General features: G+C 71.7%; 19 protein-coding genes. 18 read left to right on the forward strand and 1 reads right to left on the reverse strand.

What is annotated here, in order from left to right:
* The first annotated feature begins 21 nt into the window (after window positions 1–21).
* From CP975_RS25760 to ftsH, 3 genes are all read left to right on the forward strand, one after another.
* The gene (locus tag CP975_RS25760) at window positions 22–2,517 is read left to right on the forward strand and encodes a [protein-PII] uridylyltransferase (protein ID WP_150477385.1); all 2,496 of its coding nucleotides are present in this window, start codon (window positions 22–24) and stop codon (window positions 2,515–2,517) included.
* Window positions 2,518–2,718: 201 nt separating this feature from the next.
* Entirely contained in the window at window positions 2,719–4,272 is a 1,554-nt protein-coding gene (ffh, locus tag CP975_RS25765; protein WP_150477386.1) for a signal recognition particle protein, read from the forward strand.
* A 139-nt stretch (window positions 4,273–4,411) separates the two neighbouring features.
* Window positions 4,412–6,346 (forward strand): ATP-dependent zinc metalloprotease FtsH, encoded by a 1,935-nt coding sequence (gene ftsH, locus CP975_RS25770; RefSeq protein ID WP_150477387.1) that lies wholly within the window; start codon window positions 4,412–4,414, stop codon window positions 6,344–6,346.
* 54 nt (window positions 6,347–6,400) lie between these two features.
* Here the strand turns inward: ftsH and CP975_RS25775 are convergent, their stop codons facing one another.
* A complete protein-coding gene (locus CP975_RS25775; RefSeq protein WP_055529872.1) occupies window positions 6,401–7,261 on the reverse strand; it encodes a hypothetical protein in 861 nt (286 codons plus the stop codon).
* Between the two features lie 473 nt (window positions 7,262–7,734).
* On the opposite strand from CP975_RS25775, the gene CP975_RS25780 reads away from it, so the two are divergent.
* The 15 genes from CP975_RS25780 (at window position 7,735) to dprA (ending at window position 18,979) form a co-directional block, all read left to right on the forward strand.
* Window positions 7,735–8,331, forward strand: coding sequence for a hypothetical protein (locus CP975_RS25780; protein WP_030787579.1), 597 nt, complete (start codon window positions 7,735–7,737; stop codon window positions 8,329–8,331).
* Between the two features lie 189 nt (window positions 8,332–8,520).
* Window positions 8,521–8,964, forward strand: coding sequence for a 30S ribosomal protein S16 (gene rpsP, locus CP975_RS25785; protein WP_030787581.1), 444 nt, complete (start codon window positions 8,521–8,523; stop codon window positions 8,962–8,964).
* A 2-nt stretch (window positions 8,965–8,966) separates the two neighbouring features.
* Window positions 8,967–9,206 (forward strand): RNA-binding protein, encoded by a 240-nt coding sequence (locus tag CP975_RS25790; RefSeq protein WP_014176063.1) that lies wholly within the window; start codon window positions 8,967–8,969, stop codon window positions 9,204–9,206.
* Between the two features lie 95 nt (window positions 9,207–9,301).
* Complete coding sequence (gene rimM / locus CP975_RS25795; protein WP_055529870.1) at window positions 9,302–9,901, forward strand: ribosome maturation factor RimM; 600 nt, start codon at window positions 9,302–9,304, stop codon at window positions 9,899–9,901.
* The gene (gene trmD, locus CP975_RS25800) at window positions 9,901–10,722 is read left to right on the forward strand and encodes a tRNA (guanosine(37)-N1)-methyltransferase TrmD (RefSeq protein WP_055529868.1); all 822 of its coding nucleotides are present in this window, start codon (window positions 9,901–9,903) and stop codon (window positions 10,720–10,722) included. Before rimM ends, trmD begins: the two co-directional genes overlap by 1 nt.
* Before the next feature lie 169 nt (window positions 10,723–10,891).
* Window positions 10,892–11,242 (forward strand): 50S ribosomal protein L19, encoded by a 351-nt coding sequence (gene rplS / locus CP975_RS25805; RefSeq protein ID WP_055529866.1) that lies wholly within the window; start codon window positions 10,892–10,894, stop codon window positions 11,240–11,242.
* Between the two features lie 45 nt (window positions 11,243–11,287).
* On the forward strand, window positions 11,288–12,007 hold the full coding sequence (gene lepB, locus CP975_RS25810) for a signal peptidase I (protein WP_055529864.1): 720 nt from the start codon (window positions 11,288–11,290) through the stop codon (window positions 12,005–12,007).
* Window positions 12,000–13,085 (forward strand): signal peptidase I, encoded by a 1,086-nt coding sequence (gene lepB, locus CP975_RS25815; RefSeq protein ID WP_055529862.1) that lies wholly within the window; start codon window positions 12,000–12,002, stop codon window positions 13,083–13,085. The genes lepB (CP975_RS25810) and lepB (CP975_RS25815) overlap by 8 nt, the downstream gene beginning before the upstream one ends.
* Window positions 12,970–13,953: a signal peptidase I gene (lepB, locus tag CP975_RS25820; RefSeq protein ID WP_150477388.1), complete on the forward strand. Its 984-nt coding sequence runs from the start codon at window positions 12,970–12,972 to the stop codon at window positions 13,951–13,953. The genes lepB (CP975_RS25815) and lepB (CP975_RS25820) overlap by 116 nt, the downstream gene beginning before the upstream one ends.
* An 80-nt stretch (window positions 13,954–14,033) precedes the next feature.
* Window positions 14,034–14,792: a signal peptidase I gene (gene lepB, locus CP975_RS25825; protein ID WP_055529858.1), complete on the forward strand. Its 759-nt coding sequence runs from the start codon at window positions 14,034–14,036 to the stop codon at window positions 14,790–14,792.
* Entirely contained in the window at window positions 14,782–15,309 is a 528-nt protein-coding gene (locus CP975_RS25830) for an NUDIX hydrolase (RefSeq protein ID WP_055529856.1), read from the forward strand. The genes lepB (CP975_RS25825) and CP975_RS25830 overlap by 11 nt, the downstream gene beginning before the upstream one ends.
* Window positions 15,310–15,364: 55 nt before the next feature.
* Window positions 15,365–15,673 carry a DUF2469 domain-containing protein gene (locus CP975_RS25835; protein ID WP_003965949.1) on the forward strand — a complete coding sequence of 103 codons (309 nt, stop codon included), beginning with the start codon at window positions 15,365–15,367 and terminating at the stop codon, window positions 15,671–15,673.
* Between the two features lie 152 nt (window positions 15,674–15,825).
* On the forward strand, window positions 15,826–16,203 hold the full coding sequence (locus CP975_RS25840) for a YraN family protein (protein ID WP_055529854.1): 378 nt from the start codon (window positions 15,826–15,828) through the stop codon (window positions 16,201–16,203).
* Entirely contained in the window at window positions 16,203–17,822 is a 1,620-nt protein-coding gene (locus CP975_RS25845) for a YifB family Mg chelatase-like AAA ATPase (protein WP_055529852.1), read from the forward strand. The genes CP975_RS25840 and CP975_RS25845 overlap by 1 nt, the downstream gene beginning before the upstream one ends.
* Window positions 17,819–18,979, forward strand: a complete 1,161-nt coding sequence (gene dprA / locus CP975_RS25850) for a DNA-processing protein DprA (protein ID WP_150477390.1) — start codon at window positions 17,819–17,821, stop codon at window positions 18,977–18,979. Before CP975_RS25845 ends, dprA begins: the two co-directional genes overlap by 4 nt.
* Window positions 18,980–19,114 lie beyond the last annotated feature (135 nt).

Here is a 19,114-nt window from a genome sequence, read left to right on the forward strand (position 1 = left end):
GGACTGAACAGGAGCTGCTGGGTGACGAGTGTGGACGTACGAACCGAAACGGAAGCGGAAGACTCCGGACCCAGCGGCTACGCGGCGGCCCGGCTGCGGCTCCTCCACGAGGAGTCGCGGTCCGGGCCGCCGCGCCGTTCGGCCCTCTCCGGCCTGACGGACGACTGGCTGGCCGGGCTCTTCCAGGCGGGCTCCGAGAACATGCCCCGCGGGGTCGCGCTCGTCGCCGTGGGCGGGTACGGACGCGGGGAACTGTCACCGCGCAGCGACCTCGACCTGCTCCTGCTGCACGACGGGAACGCGGACGCCGCCGACGTGGCAGCCCTCGCCGACCGGCTCTGGTACCCCGTCTGGGACCTCGGGCTCGCCCTCGACCACTCCGTGCGGACGCCGTCACAGGCGCGCAGGACAGCCGGTGAGGACCTCAAGGTGCACCTCGGGCTGCTCGACGCGCGGCACGTCGCCGGGGACCTGGGGCTGACCGCCGGACTGCGCACCGCCGTGCTCGCCGACTGGCGCAACCAGGCCCCGAAGCGGCTGCCCGAACTGCGCGAGCTGTGCGAGGAGAGGGCCGTACGCCACGGCGAGTTGGGCCACCTCCTCGAACCCGACCTGAAAGAGGCCAGGGGCGGACTGCGCGACGCCACGGCGCTGCGGGCCGTCGCCGCCTCCTGGCTCGCCGACGCGCCGCGCGAGGGCCTCGCCGACGCCCGGCGGCGGCTGCTCGACGTCCGCGACGCGCTGCACCTCGCCACCGGGCGGGCCACCGACCGGCTCGCCCTCCAGGAACAGGACCAGGTCGCCGCCGCGCTCGGCCTGCTGGACGCGGACACCCTGCTGCGACAGGTGTACGAGTCCGCCCGCGTCGTCTCCTACGCCAGTGACGTCACCTGGCGCGAGGTCGGGCGCGTGCTGCGGGCCCGGTCCGTGCGGCCGCGGCTGCGGGCCATGCTGGGCGGCCGGGGGGCGGTCGCCGAGCGGTCGCCGCTGGCCGAGGGCGTCGTGGAGCACGACGGGGAGGTCGTGCTCGCCCGCGCCGCCCGCCCCGAGCGGGACCCCGTCCTGCCGCTGCGCGCCGCCGCGGCCGCCGCGCAGGCCGGACTCCCGCTGTCCCTGCACGCCGTGCGGCGGCTCGCCGCGTCCGTGAAGCCCCTGCCCACGCCGTGGCCCGCCGAGGCGCGCGAGCAGCTGGTGACGCTGCTCGGCGCGGGGCGGCCGACCGTCGAGGTGTGGGAGGCGCTGGAGGCGGAGGGCCTCATCACGCGGCTGCTGCCCGACTGGGAGCGGGTGCGGTGCAGGCCGCAGCGCAACGCCGTCCACACGTGGACCGTCGACCGGCATCTGGTCGAGACGGCGGTACGGGCCGCCGAGCTGACGCGGCGGGTGGGGCGGCCCGACCTGCTCCTGGTGGCCGCGCTGCTGCACGACATCGGGAAGGGCTGGCCCGGGGACCACTCCGTGGCCGGCGAGATCATCGCGCGCGATGTGGCGGCGCGGGTGGGCTTCGACGCGGGAGACGTGGCCGTCGTCGCGTGTCTCGTACGCCACCACCTCCTGCTGGTCGAGACCGCGACGCGGCGCGACCTCGACGACCCGGCGACGGTCCAGGGGGTCGCCGACGCGGTCGGGTCCGTGGGCACGCTCGAACTGCTGCACGCCCTCACCGAGGCGGACGCGCTCGCCACCGGGCCCGCGGCCTGGTCCGCGTGGCGGGGCGCGCTCGTCGCCGACCTGGTGAAGCGGGTGGCGGCGGTGCTGTCGGGCGGCGAGCCGGGCGACGCCTCGGCCGAGGGGGCGGCGCCCACGGCCGAGCAGGAGCGTCTCGCGATCGAGGCGTTCCGTACGGGCGGGCCGGTGCTGGCGCTGCGGACGCGGGCGGAAGGAGGCGCGGAGCCCGCCGAGTCGCCCGAGGCGCCCGAGCCGCTCGGTGTGGAGCTGCTCATCGCCGTACCGGAGCAGCCCGGGGTGCTGTCGGCCGTGGCCGGAGTCCTCGCCACGCACCGGCTGGCGGTACGGACGGCGGAGCTGCGGGAGGTCGCGCTGCCGTCCGGGGTCGAGGGCGCCGGCGGGGGATCGGTGCTGCTGCTCGACTGGCGGGTCGCGGCGGAGTACGGATCCTTGCCGCAGGCCGCGCGGTTGCGGGCCGACCTGGTGCGGGCGCTGGACGGGACGCTGGACATCGAGGGGCGGCTGCGGGAACGGGACGCCGCGTACCCCCGGCGGCGGGGGACCGTGGCGCCGCCTCCCCGCGTGACGGTGGCATCGGCGGGCTCACGGCTCGCGACGGTCATCGAGGTCCGGTCCCAGGACGCGCCGGGCCTGCTGCACCGGATCGGGCGGGCGTTGGAGGCGGCGGGAGTGGCGGTGCGGAGCGCCCACGTCTCGACGCTGGGGGCGAACGCGGTCGACGCCTTCTATGTGACGGGGGCGGACGGGGGCCCGCTGCCGGGGGAGCGGGCCGCGGAGGTCGCCCGGGGGGTGGAGGGGGCTCTGCGGGAGCTGGCGGGGAAGCAGTAGCCGGCGGGGGCGCCTTGCCTGGCGGGGTGCCCTGGCCGATGGGCCTGTTCGTTCCCGAGAGGCAGCCGGGGGACGAGGTGGGAGGGCCGTGCGAGGGTCACCGAGGGAAGAACCGCCCAGAGCCCCTGGCACCACCGCACGCCAGATACTCTGGAAGGCGACCTGTCAGCCCGCCCCCAACTACGAGGATTCGCGACCGCCGTGTTCGATACTCTCTCCGACCGCCTCGCAGCGACATTCAAGAACCTCCGGGGCAAGGGCCGCCTGTCCGAGGCGGACATCGACGCCACGGCGCGCGAGATCCGCATCGCCCTGCTCGAGGCGGACGTCGCCCTGCCCGTCGTACGCGCCTTCATCAAGCAGATCAAGGAGCGCGCGGCCGGCGCCGAGGTCTCCCAGGCGCTGAACCCCGCCCAGCAGGTCATCAAGATCGTCAACGAGGAGCTGATCGGCATCCTCGGCGGCGAGACCCGCCGCCTGCGCTTCGCGAAGACCGCGCCGACCGTCATCATGCTCGCGGGTCTCCAGGGTGCCGGTAAGACGACCCTCGCCGGAAAGCTCGGCCTCTGGCTGAAGGGGCAGGGCCACTCCCCGCTCCTGGTGGCCTGTGACCTCCAGCGCCCCAACGCCGTCAACCAGCTGAGCGTCGTCGCCGAGCGCGCCGGCGTCGGCGTCTACGCCCCCCAGCCGGGCAACGGCGTGGGCGACCCGGTGCAGGTCGCCAAGGACTCCGTCGAGTTCGCGCGGACCAAGCAGTTCGACGTGGTCATCGTCGACACCGCCGGCCGCCTCGGCATCGACCAGGAGCTGATGCGGCAGGCGGCGGACATCCGCGACGCGGTCAGCCCCGACGAGGTCCTCTTCGTCGTCGACGCCATGATCGGTCAGGACGCCGTCAACACGGCCGAGGCCTTCCGCGACGGCGTCGGCTTCGACGGCGTGGTGCTCTCCAAGCTCGACGGCGACGCCCGTGGTGGTGCCGCCCTGTCGATCGCGCAGGTCACCGGCCGCCAGATCATGTTCGCCTCGAACGGCGAGAAGCTGGACGACTTCGACGCGTTCCACCCGGACCGCATGGCGTCCCGCATCCTCGGCATGGGCGACATGCTCACGCTCATCGAGAAGGCAGAGCAGACCTTCTCCCAGCAAGAGGCCGAGAAGATGGCCTCCAAGCTGGCGAGCAGCAAGGGCAAGGACTTCACGCTCGATGACTTCCTGGCCCAGATGGAGCAGGTCAGGAAGATGGGCAGCATCAGCAAGCTGCTCGGGATGATGCCCGGCATGGGGCAGATCAAGGACCAGATCAACAACATCGACGAGCGGGACGTCGACCGCACCGCCGCCATCATCAAGTCGATGACCCCGGCCGAGCGCCAGGAGCCGACGATCATCAACGGCTCGCGCCGCGCCCGTATCGCCAAGGGCTCCGGTGTCGAGGTCAGCGCCGTGAAGAGCCTTGTCGAGCGGTTCTTCGAGGCGCGGAAGATGATGTCCCGCATGGCCCAGGGCGGCGGCATGCCGGGTATGCCCGGACTGCCGGGCATGGGTGGCGGCGCCGGCAAGCAGAAGAAGAAGCAGAAGCAGGCCAAGGGCAAGCGGCGCTCCGGCAACCCCATGAAGCGCAAGCAGGAGGAGCTGGAGGCGGCCACGCGCCGCGAGCAGGCCGGCCAGGACGGCGGCGCCTTCGGCCTTCCGGGCGGCCAGCCCGGACAGAACTTCGAGCTGCCCGACGAGTTCAAGAAATTCATGGGCTGAGCGCGTCCGCCGCGCGAGTTCCACCTCGCACGAAACCTGGGGCGTCCCTCTACGGAGGGGCGCCCCAGGCGTTTTCCAGCCCTCCGGAGGCGCCGGCAGCGCGGGTGCCTGGGGGCGCTTTGTGTCGTAACGTCCGGATATGAGCAACCCTGTGCCGCCACGCCAGGCGCCGGATCAGCCGTGGCGCTCCGAGGGCGCGCCCCCGCCCGCCCCCACGCCCCCGCCCAAGAAGAAGATGCCGGGCGGTTGGGGCGGGCTCATCCTGACGGCTCTGATCGTCTACCTCATCGCCAATCTCGTGCTCTCCTTCTTCAACGACGGCGACGAGCCGACCATCTCGTACACCGAGTTCAGCAAACAGGTCGACTCCGGCAACGTCTCGAAGATCTACTCCAAGGGCGACGCGATCCAGGGGCAGCTCAAGAAGGAGCGGGAGAAGCCGGGTGACGAGAAGGGCAAGTACACCAAGTTCACCACCCAGCGGCCCGCCTTCGCCGACGACAAGCTCTGGGACGACCTGACCAAGCACGACGTCACCGTCACCGCCGAACCTGTGGTGCAGGAGCGCAGCTTCCTGTCCAACCTGCTGATCTCGCTCGCCCCGATGCTGCTCCTGGTGGCGCTGTGGATCTTCATCGCCCGGCGCATGGCCTCAGGGATGGGCGGCGGTGGCGGCATGCTGGGGCGCAAGACGCCGCCCAAGCCGGTCGAGCTGGAGCCCGGCGCGAAGCGGACCACGTTCGAGGATGTGGCGGGCATCGACGAGGTCGAGGGCGAGCTGAACGACGTCGTCGACTTCCTCAAGAACCCCGACGCCTACCGCGCGATGGGCGCCAAGATGCCGCGCGGAGTGCTGCTCGCGGGCCCGCCCGGCACGGGCAAGACCCTGCTCGCGCGCGCCGTCGCGGGCGAGGCGGGCGTGCCCTTCTTCTCGGCCTCCGCCTCCGGGTTCATCGAGATGATCGTGGGCGTGGGCGCCTCGCGCGTACGGGAACTCTTCGCGGAGGCCCGCAAGGTGGCGCCCTCGATCATCTTCATCGACGAGATCGACACCATCGGGCGCGCGCGGGGCGGCGGCAGCGGCATGGGCGGCCACGACGAGCGCGAGCAGACGCTGAACCAGATCCTCACCGAGATGGACGGCTTCTCGGGGGCGGAAGGCGTCATCGTCCTCGCCGCCACCAACCGCGCCGACGTCCTCGACCCCGCCCTCACCCGGCCGGGCCGCTTCGACCGCGTCGTCAACGTCTCGCCCCCGGACCGCGGCGGACGCGAGGCCATCCTCAGGATCCACACGAGGGCCATCCCGCTGGCCGACGACGTCGACCTCGCCCAGGTCGCCCGTACGACACCGGGCATGACCGGCGCCGAACTGGCCAATCTCGCCAACGAAGCCGCCCTCCTCGCCGTCAAGCGCAAGCAGAGGACCGTGACGCAGTCCGACCTCTCCGAAGCCATGGAGAAGGTCCAGCTCGGCGCCGAGCGGCCGCTGGTCATGCCGGAGGAGGAGCGTCGGCGGACGGCGTACCACGAGAGCGGACACGCGCTGCTCGGCATGTTGCAGCCCGGCGCCGACCCGGTCCGCAAGATCACCATCGTGCCGCGCGGCCGCGCCCTCGGCGTCACGCTGTCGACCCCGGACTCCGACAAGTACGCCTACACGGAGGAGTACCTGCGCGGCCGCATCATCGGCGCCCTGGGAGGCATGGCCGCCGAACACGTCGTCTACGGAGTCATCACCACAGGCGCCGAGAACGACCTGGAGCAAGTCACCAACATCGCCCGCGGCATGGTCGGCCGCTGGGGCATGAGCGAACTCGTGGGGCGCCTGTCCGCGCTCCCGAGCGACGCCCAGCAGGCCTACGGCCTCTCCGCCGCCCCCCAGACGCTCGACACGATCGACGGCGAGATGCGGCGGATCGTCGACGAGTGCTACGAGAACGCCTGCCGCCAACTGCGCGACCACCGCGGACAGCTCGACGCGCTCGCCGCCGCGCTCCTCGAGAACGAGACCCTGGAGGAGGCGGACGCGTACCGGGTCGCCGGGGTCGTCCGGACGGCCAAGAGCGGCTAGCCGCCGATCGACGGGTGCGCGTCGGGACGATGCGTACGAGTGTCGAGCCGTGGCTCAGGGTGTACGCGCGATCAAGTACCGGAAGACGTTCGGCATCCACACCGTCCCGTCCCGGCGCCGATGCGGATGCAGCGCCTCCGTCAGCTCCTTGTCGACCTGCACCTTGTCCGTCGCCCCCACCGCCGCGTCGAAGAGGCCCGTCGAGAGCAGCCCCCGGACCGCGCTCTCCACGTCCGCGTACCCGAAGGGGCACGCGACCCGCCCCGAGCCGTCCGGCCTGAGGCCCGCCCGGTGGGCCACCTCCTCCAGGTCGTCCCGCGACGCGGGGCGCCAACTGCCCGCACTGCGCAGGGGGTCGGCCAGCTTGGTCGCCACCCTCAGGACCGTGGACGTGGCGCAGCGCTCCGGAGGACCCCATCCGGCGAGCACCACCGCCGCGCCGTGACCGGCGAGCGGGGCCGCCGCCTCCAGGAGGCTGGAGAGCCCTTCGGAGTCGCCCGCCATGCAGCCGATCGGCTGGAACGCGGTGAGGAGGTTGTACGCGGGCACGCCCGGTCCCGCCGCCTCCGCGGGGCCGCCTTCCACGAGCCGCGTCTCGGCGCGCGCGCGTGCCGCGGCGGGCACGTCCGGCAGCAGCCGGTCCCGCGCGAGGGCCAGCCGTTCGGGTGCCGAGGCGTCGACACCGGTGACCGCGGCGCCCCGGGCCACGGCCATCAGCAGGGCGAGTCCGGATCCGCAGCCAAGACCGAGCAGCCGGGTGCCGTTGCCCACGTCGAGCCGTTCGTACACCGCTTCATAGAGCGGGACCAGCATCCGTTCCTGGATCTCCGCCCAGTCACGCGCGCGTGCACCCAGGTCCACACGGGGCGCCCGGCCCGCGTGAGGGAGGTGCGACTGCACGAGTGTTGGTGTCATCGAAAGCGCCCCAATCCGCCGAGAGTTATAGCCGTGCCGGTAGTCAACGGTTCGTCCGCCCCCGTGCAGTGCGCTCGCACTTCCCCCGTATGCCAGAGAACTCCGCATCCGTCGTGGCGTCCAGGGGTTGTCGCCCAATGCTTGTGCGCCACCGCCGTGTGCGTCACGGCCGTGCGCGTCAGGGCCGACCGAAGAAGGCCGAAGAAGGCCGAAGAAGGCCGAAGAAGGCGGGGCGGTGCCCGGGGCCGATGCGACCCCGGGTAACGTCCCTGCGAGACCCGGCGTGAGGGCTTTGCCTACGCGCCGGGGCGTACGCGCCACTACGTACCGGCTTGGTGCGAGCTGTGAGGCTTCTCCGCAGATCAGCGCACCCGCCCTCGTCCGGACGCATCAATGGCAACTGACGGGTACGTGCAAATTATTTGGGATGCCCCGGAATGGAACCCCCGAGGCACCCGGCTCGTTGTCACGACGTGAGCACGACACCACCTGTTCTCGCCGCAGAGCTGGCACAGGCGTGGGCCGACATTCAGCGGCACCACTCCGAGCTGCCCGATCTCGCCGCGCCCGAATCCCTGATCGGAGAGTCCTCGTCCGCCTGTGGCGCCGAGCTCTCCTTCGAGCGACTGCTTCACGAGGCAGTCCATGGCATCGCCGCCTCGCGCGGCGTACGCGACACCTCACGCGCCGGCCGGTATCACAACCGGCGGTTCCTCGCGATCGCCGAGGAGCTGGGCCTGGACCATCCCGAGGAGCCGCATCCGAGCAGCGGCTTCTCCCTGGTCACGCTCAACCCCGAGGCCAAGAGGCGGTACCGCCCGACGATCGAGCGCTTGCAGCGTGCCCTGAAGGCGCACACCGCGGCGACGACCACGGACACCGCCCGCAGCTTCCGGGGCCCGGCTGCCCGGCACGGCTCCTCCGGCGGCGGTGTACGCGTGAAGGCGGTCTGCGACTGCGGGCGCAACGTCCGCGTCGTCCCCTCCGTGCTCGCCCAGGCCCCCATCATGTGCGGCGGCTGCGGCAAGCCCTTCCGGATCCCGGAAGCGATCGGCGCGGGTGTGGGCTGAGCAGGACCGGGGCGCCCGGACCGGGTGCGGGTGCCCCGGCGACGTATGGCACAATGGCTAGCTGTACTCGACAGTCGCATAGGACCCCTCTCTCCTCCGGCTGACGCGTCCATCGGGCACTCGAGTACCGCAACCCCACGCGGCATCACGTTGTGCCCACCCACGTCAAGACCAGGAGACACCACTCCCGTGGCAGTCAAGATCAAGCTGAAGCGTCTGGGCAAGATCCGTTCGCCTCACTACCGCATCGTCGTCGCCGACTCCCGTACCCGCCGTGACGGCCGGGCCATCGAGGAGATCGGCCTGTACCACCCGGTGCAGAACCCCTCGCGCATCGAGGTCAACTCGGAGCGTGCCCAGTACTGGCTGTCCGTCGGCGCCCAGCCGACCGAGCCGGTCATGGCGATCCTCAAGCTCACCGGCGACTGGCAGAAGCACAAGGGCCTGCCGGCCCCGGCGCCGCTGAAGGTCGCCGAGCCCAAGGACAAGCGCGCCGCGTTCGAGGCCTTCACCAAGGGTCTCGAGGGCGACGACGCCAAGGGTGAGGCCATCACCCAGAAGGCCAAGAAGGCGGACAAGAAGGCGGACGAGGCTGCTGACGCGGCTGCGTCCACCGAGTCGACCGAGGCCTGAGCATGCTCGAGGAGGCTCTCGAGCACCTCGTGAAGGGCATCGTCGACAACCCCGACGACGTGCAGGTGGCCTCGCGCAACCTGCGCCGCGGGCGCGTACTCGAGGTCCGGGTCCACCCGGACGACCTCGGCAAGGTGATCGGCCGTAACGGCCGCACCGCGCGCGCTCTGCGGACCGTCGTGGGCGCCATCGGCGGCCGCGGTGTCCGCGTCGACCTCGTCGACGTGGACCAGGTTCGCTGAACCGGGTTCCGCTGGAACCACAGCAGCACCGGCTCGGGCCGGGGAAGGCCTCAGGGCCTTCCCCGGCCCGTAGTCGTTGAACGAGGAGAAACGCAGTGCAGTTGGTAGTCGCCCGCATCGGCCGTGCCCACGGCATCAAGGGAGAGGTCACCGTTGAGGTCCGCACCGACGAGCCGGAGCTGCGGCTCGGCCCGGGCGCCGTCCTCGCGACCGAACCCGCCGCCATCGGCCCGCTGACCATCGAGACCGGCCGGGTGCACAGCGGCCGCCTCCTGCTGCGCTTCGAAGGCGTGCGCGACCGTACGGGCGCCGAGGCGCTGCGCAACACGCTCCTGATCGCCGAGGTGGACCCGGAGGAGCTCCCCGAGGAAGAGGACGAGTATTACGACCACCAGCTCATGGACCTCGACGTCGTCACCAAGGACGGCGAGGAGGTGGGCCGGATCACCGAGATCTCGCACCTGCCCTCGCAGGACCTCTTCATCGTGGAACGCCCCGACGGCAGCGAGGTGATGATCCCCTTCGTCGAGGAGATCGTCGTCGAGATCGACCTGGAGGAGCAGAAGGCCGTCATCGACCCGCCCCCCGGGCTCATCGACGACCGCGCCGAGATCGCCTCCACGCGGGACGCCGAGGCGGCCCCGGAGAACGGACCGGACTCAGGGAACGAGTCGGCCGCGGAGGACAAGGCGTAATGCGGCTCGACGTCGTCACGATCTTCCCCGAGTACCTGGAACCCCTGAACGTCTCCCTCGTGGGCAAGGCACGCGCGCGTGGACAGCTCGACGTGAACGTGCACGACCTCAGGGAGTGGACGTACGACCGTCACAACACGGTCGACGACACCCCCTACGGCGGCGGCCCCGGCATGGTCATGAAGACCGACCCCTGGGGTGCGGCCCTCGACGACGTGCTCGCCGAGGGGTACGAGTCCGGGGGCCACGGCCCCGTCCTGGTCGTCCCCACGCCCAGCGGGCGCCCCTTCACCCAGGAACTCGCCGTGGAGCTGTCCGAGCGCCCCTGGCTGGTCTTCACGCCCGCGCGCTACGAGGGCATCGACCGGCGCGTCATGGACGAGTACGCGACCCGTATCCCCGTCTACGAGGTGTCCATCGGCGACTACGTCCTCGCGGGCGGGGAAGCGGCCGTCCTGGTCATCACCGAGGCGGTGGCCAGGCTCCTCCCCGGTGTCCTCGGCAACGCCGAGTCCCACCAGGACGACTCCTTCGCGCCCGGCGCCATGGCCAACCTCCTCGAAGGCCCCGTCTACACCAAGCCTCCCCAGTGGCGCGGTCACGGCATCCCGGACGTCCTGCTCAGCGGCCACCACGGCAAGATCGCGCGCTGGCGGCGGGACGAGGCACTGCGCCGCACCACCCGCAACAGGCCCGACCTCATCGAGCGTTGCGACCCCAAGGCCTTCGACAAGAAGGACCGCGAGATGCTCTCGATCCTGGGGTGGCGGCCGGGGCCCGACGGCCGATTTGGGCGAGACCCCGAGGCCGTGGAAGAATAGGCCGCTGCTGTACGTCCAGCGTGCGCCCCTGCCACAGGGGGATCGACCGAAGCTTGCACCCCGTGTTCGCGGGGATGGTCCAGACGCCCGTCCGACGCGATCAGCTACCGAAACCTCATCATCACGTACCGCTGATGACCTGTGGCATCAGCGAAGAAAGCAGACGATCATGGCTAACCTGCTCGACTCCGTCGACAGCGCGTCGCTGCGCAGCGACATCCCGGCGTTCCGCCCGGGTGACACCGTCAACGTCCACGTCCGCGTCATCGAGGGCAACCGCTCCCGTGTGCAGCAGTTCAAGGGCGTAGTCATCCGCCGCCAGGGTGCCGGCGTGCGCGAGACCTTCACGGTCCGCAAGGTCTCCTTCTCCGTCGGCGTCGAGCGCACCTTCCCGGTGCACACCCCGATCGTCGAGAAGATCGAGCTCGTCACCCGCGGTGACGTGCGTCGCGCGAAGCTGTACTACCTCCGTGACCTGCGCGGCAAGGCCGCGAAGATCAAGGAGAAGCGCGACAGCTGAGCTCGCGCGCGGGTTCACAGCGGGGCCGGATAGCATCTGGCCCCGATGGACACCGAAGCACAGCACCCGGAGCGCGACCGCTCCTCCCCATCCTCCGAACCCGGCGACGTCCCGCACGTCGCCGAGGCGTCCGAGGAGGCGGAGGAACGGTCGCGCTCCGTTTTCATGTCACTCGTCTCCCGACTGCCGGGCGGCGGGCTCACACTGACGTTCCTGCTGTGTGTGGGGGCCATGCTCCTCGTCAGTGCCTTCGTGGTGCAGCCCTTCCAGATTCCCAGCGGCTCCATGGAGCCCGCGTTCCGGGTCGGGGACCGGGTACTCGTGAACAAGTTGGCGTACCGTTTCGGGTCCGAGCCGCAGCGGGGTGACGCGGTCGTCTTCGACGGCAGCGGCTACTTCGGAGACGCCGACTACATCAAGCGGGTCGTGGGCACCGGGGGAGACCGGGTGGTCTGCTGCGAGGGGGGAGGCATCAAGGTGAACGGCGAGCCGGTCGACGAGCCCTACCTGTACCCGGGGGACGCGCCCTCCCAGGTGCCCTTCGATGTCGTCGTCCCCGAAGGCAGCCTGTTCCTGCTCGGCGACCACCGCAGCGACTCGCGCGACTCCCGCGACCACCTGGGGCAGCCCGGCGGCGGAATGATCCCCGTCGACGAGGTCATCGGCCGGGCCGACTGGATCGCCTGGCCGATCGGCCACTGGACCTCCCTGGAGCGACCCGACAGCTACGCGCGCGTGCCCGAACCGGGCGGCGCGCATGGGTAGCCGCGGGCGGACGCGCACCGCGGGCCACCGTGCCGATACCCGGCTGCCCACCGGGTCCCGGCCGACCAGCGGGCCCGTCCTGCCGGGCCGGGCCGACCGGCGCAGGCTCGCGAGGAAGGTCAAGCGGCGCAGGCGGCGCTCGGCGATCAAGGAGATACCCCTCCTCATAGGTGTGGCGCTGCTCATAGCGCTCGTCCTGAAGACCTTCCTGGTGCAGGCCTTCGTGATCCCCTCGGGCTCCATGGAGCAGACGATCCGCATCGGGGACCGGGTCCTGGTCGACAAGCTCACCCCCTGGTTCGGAGCGAAGCCGGAACGCGGCGATGTCGTCGTCTTCAAGGACCCCGGCAACTGGCTCGAAGAGGAACAGGGCAGGAAGAAGGACGACCCGGTGGTCGTCAAGCAGGTCAAGGAAGGCCTGACCCAGATCGGTCTGCTGCCCTCCGACAGCGAGCGGGACCTGATCAAGCGCGTGATCGGCGTCGGCGGCGACACCGTGAAGTGCTGCGACAAGAACGACAAGGTCACCGTCAACGGCACCCCGCTCGACGAGCCCTACATCCACCCCGGCGACAAGCCCTCGGCCTTCGAGTTCGAGGTGAAGGTCCCCGAGGGACGCCTCTTCATGATGGGCGACCACCGCAGCGACTCGGCCGACTCCCGCTTCCACCGCACGGAGAAGTTCGCCGGCACCATCGCCGAGGACCAGGTCGTCGGGCGCGCCCTTGTCATCGCCTGGCCCCTAGGCCACTGGCGCAAGCTGGAGGAGCCGGACACGTACGCGTCCGTACCCGACGCGCGTACGGGGTCGGACGCCGCCACAGGCGTGTCGCATAGGGTGGCTCATGGCGATCGATACGGATTGATCCGACTCCCGACCCCTGCGGAACTCCCGCTCGTTATGGGAGTGGTGGGCCTGCATCGCATCTGGGGCAGGCGGCGGCACGGACTGAGGAGTGGATGTGGGGGATTTGGCGGTCGGCGCACGATCCGGACACGAGGGGCCCGAGGAGCGGCCGGGGCGATCCGACGAGCCGGGCGTCGAGGCCGCCGCGGGCGGTACGCACCTCGGGAGTGACGCCGCGCACGGCGACGAGGCGAAGAGCGAGCAGGGCGCCAAGAAGAGCGAACAGGACGCCAAGCAGCCGAAGAAGGCGCGGTCCTTCTGGAAGGAGCTGCCGCTCCTCATCGGTATCGCGCTGGTCCTGGCGCTGGTGATCAAGTCCTTCCTGGTTCAGGCGTTCTCGATCCCTTCGGACTCGATGCAGAACACGCTCCAGCAGGGCGACCGCGTCCTCGTCGACAAGCTGACGCCGTGGTTCGGCTCCGAGCCCGAGCGCGGCGAGGTCGTCGTCTTCAGGGACCCGGGCCACTGGCTGGACGGCGAGCCCACCCCCGATCCGAACGCGGTCCAGCGGGTCCTCGGCTGGATCGGCCTGATGCCGTCCGCCGACGAGAAGGACCTCATCAAGCGCGTCATCGCCGTCGGCGGCGACACCGTCGAGTGCAAGGGCACAGGCCCGGTGAAGGTCAACGGCAAGGCGCTGAACGAGCCGTACGTCTTCCCGGGCAACACCCCCTGCACCGTCGACGACCAGGGCGGCCAGTTCAAGAAGACCGTGCCCAAGGGCAAGATCTGGGTCATGGGCGACCACCGGCAGAACTCGCTGGACTCCCGCTACCACCAGAACCAGCCCGGCGGCGGCGCCGTCCCCGTGGACAACGTCGTGGGCCGCGCCATCGTGATCGCCTGGCCCCCCACCCGCTGGGCGACGCTCCCCAAGCCGGACACGTTCGACCAGCCGGGCATCAACGCCCTGTCGAGCGCGGCGCCGGGCGTCCTCGGCCTCGCCGGCGCCGTGCCGATCGTGCTGTGGCGCAGGCGGCGGCTGACGGTCGCCGCCGCGCGCGCAGCGAGGGTTACCGGCGGCAGTACCGCCGGGTAGGGTGCCGTCCCAGATCGCCGATCTTCCGCCGTCCGTACGCACGGGCGGCGGAGTCGTCTCCGAGACGGGGGAGTACTGGGATGAGCAGGACACGTCGTACGGCCGAGGGCCGGGGCAGGCTCGGCAGCGTGCTGTCGGGTATCGCCGTGGCCCTCGGCTGTGTCCTCTTTCTCGGCGGCTTCGCCTGGGGCGCGGTTCTGTACCAGCCGTACGCGGTTCCTACCGGGTCGATGACGCCGACGATCGGCTCGGGCGACCGGGTCCTCGCACAGCGGATCGACGGCGACGAGGTGCGCCGCGGTGACGTGGTCGTCTTCGAGCAGTCGACCTGGGGCGACATGCCGATGGTCAAGCGGGTGGTCGGCATAGGCGGCGACAAGATCGCCTGCTGCGAGGACGGCAAGCTGACCGTCAACGGCAAGGAAGTCGCAGAACCGTATCTGCCCAAGGGGCAGGACGCCGCGGCCACCGGCATCCCCACCACGACCGTCCCCAAGGGCCGTCTGTTCCTGCTCGGCGACGAGCGCAGCGGCTCCCTCGACTCCAGCGTGCATCTGGATGACGGGACCCACGGCTCGGTGCCGCGTGGCGCCGTGAAGGCGCGGGTCGACGCGGTGGCCTGGCCCATGGACAAGTTCGGCATGCTGGAGCGCCCGGAGGGCTTCGCGGACATGCCGGGCGGCCTCTCCGAGCCCGGTCCGCTGCGCCTGGTGGTGAGCGCGATCGTGGTGGGCATGGCGCTCGTCCTCGGCGGCGCCGCGTACGGGCCGGTGGCCAGGCTCGTGGGCCGCGGACGCGGCAGGAGCCGTGCGAGGGAGGCCGCCGCCGGTGTCGGCTGAGGACGCCGTGCGGGCCAGGCAGTCGCCGACGGGGCGACCGCTGCGCAGGGTCGCCCGGGTGGTGCTGCTCGACCCCGACGACCGCCTCCTGCTGCTGCACGGGCATGAGCCCGGTGACCCCGCGGACGACTGGTGGTTCACGCCGGGCGGCGGCCTGGAGGGCGACGAGACGCGGGAGCAGGCCGCCCTGCGCGAGCTGCGTGAGGAGACCGGCATCACGGAGGTCGAGCTGGGGCCCGTGCTGTGGCGCCGGGTCTGCTCCTTCCCCTTCGCCGGGCGCCGCTGGGACCAGGACGAGTGGTACTACCTCGCGCGTACGTCACAGACGGCGACCGTGCCCGAGGGGCTCACGGAGCTGGAGCGCCGCAGCGTCGCCGGAGCCCGTTGGTGGACGTGCCGGGAACTGACCGGGGCTCATGAGACGGTGTACCCGACCAGGCTCGCCGAGCTGTTTCGCAGACTGCTCGACGAGGGGCCCCCGGACCGGCCCGAGATCCTCGACACCGAAATCGTGTAGGGGTTCGCGGGGCTGACGCACAATAGGGGGACGCACGGCTGAAGGGGAACATGCCATGAGCGCCGAGGACCTCGAGAAGTACGAGACCGAGATGGAGCTGAAGCTCTACCGGGAGTACCGCGATGTCGTCGGTCTGTTCAAATACGTGATTGAGACCGAGCGGCGTTTCTACCTCACCAATGACTACGAGATGCAGGTGCACTCGGTCCAGGGTGAGGTGTTCTTCGAGGTGTCCATGGCGGACGCCTGGGTGTGGGACATGTACCGGCCCGCTCGGTTCGTGAAGCAGGTGCGGGTGCTCACGTTCAAGGACGTGAACATCGAGGAGTTGAACAAGAGCGATCTTGAGCTGCCGGGGGGCTGAGCTGCCGGGGACCGGGCAGCCGGGGGTTGCGGGCTGAGCTGCCGGGATTCACTCGCCGGAGTGGCGGAGTTTTCCACAACCGGCGAGTAACGCACCAAGATCCAATAGGTGCGGGCTGATCCGTGACCGTGGGTGTCGGAGGTGGTGCCGACATGAACGCACGGGGAGCACTCGGCAAGTACGGCGAAGACCTGGCCGCGCGGCGGCTGGTCGAAGCGGGGATGACGGTCCTTGAGCGCAATTGGCGCGCGGGCAGGACCGGTGAGATCGACATCGTGGCGATGGACGGCGAGGCACTCGTCGTCTGCGAGGTCAAGACGCGCAGGGCGGGCCTGGTCGGCTCCGCGGTGTTCGAGCACCCGATGGCGGCCGTGGGCCAGATCAAGGCGGAGCGGCTTCGGCGCCTGGCGGAGCGCTGGATCGAGGAGCGCGGCGGCCCACCGCCGGGAGGCGTTCGCATCGACCTGGTCGGCGTGCTGCTTCCGCGGCGCGGCGCTCCCGTGGTCGAGCACGCGCGGGGGGTGGCCTGATGGGGTTCGCGCGTACGTGTTCCGTGGCGCTGGTCGGCGTCGAGGGCGTGGTCGTCGAGGTGCAGGCCGATCTGGAGCCGGGCGTGGCCGCGTTCACGCTGGTGGGGCTGCCGGACAAGAGTCTGACGGAGAGTCGGGACCGGGTCAGGGCCGCCGTGGTCAATTCGGGCGGGGAGTGGCCCCAGAAGAAGCTCACGGTGGGGCTGAGCCCGGCGTCGGTCCCCAAGGGCGGCAGCGGTTTCGACCTGGCCGTCGCGTGCGCGGTCCTCGGGGCTGCCGAGCGGATCGATCCCCGGGTGCTCGCCGACATCGTCATGATCGGCGAGCTGGGACTCGACGGGCGGGTGCGCCCGGTCCGTGGAGTGCTGCCGGCGGTCCTCGCCGCCGCGGACGCCGGGTACGAACAGGTGGTCGTCCCCGAGTGCACGGCCGCCGAGGCCTCGCTGGTGCCGGGGATCTCGGTCCTCGGGGTGCGCAGCCTGCGGCAGCTCATCGCGGTGCTCACCGACGAGCCGGTGCCGCAGGAGGAGCCGGACGAGCCGGGGCGGCCCGATCCACTGCTGGCCGGGCTCTGCGTGCCGGGGACCGGAGTGGGCACGGGACTCGGCGGCGCGACGGACGACGCGCACGGGCTCGACCTGGCCGACGTCGTCGGGCAGGCGGCGGCGAGGGCCGCCGTGGAGGTGGCCGCGGCCGGGGCGCACCACCTCTTCCTGCAAGGGCCACCGGGCGCGGGCAAGACCATGCTCGCGGAGCGGCTGCCGGCCATCCTGCCCCGGCTGACCCGCGAGGAGTCCCTGGAAGTGACGGCGGTCCACTCCGTAGCGGGCATGCTCCCGCCGGGCAAGCCGCTGGTCGACCTCGCGCCGTACTGCGCGCCGCATCACTCCGCGACGATGCAGTCGCTCGTGGGCGGCGGCAAGGGCCTCGCGCGGCCGGGCGCGGTTTCGTTGGCTCATAGAGGAGTGCTCTTTCTGGACGAGGCGCCGGAGTTCAGCAGCCAGACGCTGGACTCCTTGCGCCAGCCGCTCGAGTCGGGCCACGTGGTGATCGCGCGCAGCGCGGGAGTGGTGCGGCTGCCCGCGAAGTTCCTGATGGTCCTCGCGGCCAACCCCTGCCCCTGCGGTCGGCATACGTTGCTCGGGGACGGCTGCGAGTGCCCGGCCTCCGCTGTCCGGCGCTATCAGGCCCGCCTGTCGGGACCGCTGCTCGACCGGGTCGATCTGAAGGTCGAGGTGGAGGCCGTCACCCGGTCCGAACTCGCCGGGTACGGCACGCCCGGGGAGTCCACGCGGACCGTCGCCGACCGGGTGCGCGCCGCGCGCGAGAGAGCGGCTGCCAGGCTGACCGGGACCGGCTGGCGGACCAACAGCGAGGTCCCCGGGCATGCGCTGCGCACCCGGTGGCCCGCTGCCCCAGGAGCGCTGGACGCGGCCGAGCTGGACCTGGAGCGCGGCTTCCTGACCGCCCGTGGGCTTGATCGCGTCCTGCGGGTGGCGTGGACCGTGGCGGACCTGGCCGGGCACGACCGGCCCTCCGCTCACGACGTCGCCCTGGCCCTCCAACTGCGCACGGGCATCTCACGAGGTGTCCCGATGCCGATCGGAGTGGCGAGGTGACCGCCGGGCCGCCGACGGACGAAGAGCGTCTGGCCAGGCTCGCCCTGACGCGGGTCCTTGAGCCCGGGGACGCGGTCGGGGGCAGATGGCTGCGGGAGGCCGGTGCCGTCGAGGTGCTGCGCAGGCTCGGTGAGGAGGAGGGGCGGTTGGCGGGGGTGACCTCGCGGCGGTGGGAGGGGCTGCGGGCGCGGGCCGCCGGGGCGCGGCCGGAGTGTGACCTGGAGGCGGCGCGGGACGTCGGGGCGCGGTTCGTGTGCCCGGGGGACGCGGAGTGGCCGCTGCCGTTGGACGACCTCGGGGACGCCCGGCCGATCGGGCTCTGGGTGCGCGGGCGGCCCTCGTTACGGATATGGGCGGTGCGGTCGGTGGCCGTCGTGGGAGCCCGGGCCTGCACGCAGTACGGCGCGCACATGGCCGCCGACCTCGGCGCGGGGCTCGCGGAGCGCGGCTGGGTCGTGGTCTCCGGCGGGGCGTACGGCGTGGACGGCGCCGCGCACCGCGGGGCGCTCGGCGCGGGCGGTGCCACCGTGGCCGTGCTGGCTTGCGGGGTGGACCGGCCCTATCCCCGCGGGCATGTCGAACTGATCGGAAGGATCGCGGAACAGGGTCTGGTCGTCGGGGAGTTGCCGCCGGGAGACCACCCCACGCCGAGCCGGTTCATCCTGCGGAACAGGGTGATCGCCGCGCTGACCCGAGGGACGGTGGTGGTGGAGGCCGCCTACCGCAGTGGGGCTCTGGCCACTGCCCGCTGCGCCCAGGAGCTCGGCCGCTTCGCCATGGGGGTGCCGGGGCCCGCGACCAGCGGCCTCTCTGCGGGTGTGCACGAACTGCTGCGGGGCGACGGCGTCCTGGTGACCGACGCCGCGGAAGTGGTCGAGCTGGTCGGTGACATGGGTGAGCTGGCCCCCGAGCGGCGGGGGCCCGTCGTGCCGCGTGACCTGCTCGCCCCGGGGGCGGCCCGGGTCCTGGCCGCGCTGCCCGCGCGGGGGCGGGCGACGGCGCGGGATGCCGCCGTCGGCGCGGGGACGACCGAGGACGACGCGGTAGGGCGCCTGTACGAACTTCAGTCGTTGGGGTTCGTCGAACGACACGGCGATGGCTGGCAGTTGACACGCCAGGCGTACCGGACGGTCTTCGCCGCTGGAGGTGAATCGTGACCGAGCGTGTTCCGCCGGACGGATGACGCCCGACAGCCTTGGGAAATCGCGCAGTTGATGCGTCGACGTCGTCACGCAGTGCGACGATCCCGACTCCGCAGGAGGCCTAGCGGAACGTATCTGCGCACGCGCGAT

This window comes from Streptomyces alboniger, assembly GCF_008704395.1.
In the GTDB taxonomy this organism is placed as follows: Bacteria; Actinomycetota; Actinomycetes; order Streptomycetales; family Streptomycetaceae; genus Streptomyces; species Streptomyces alboniger.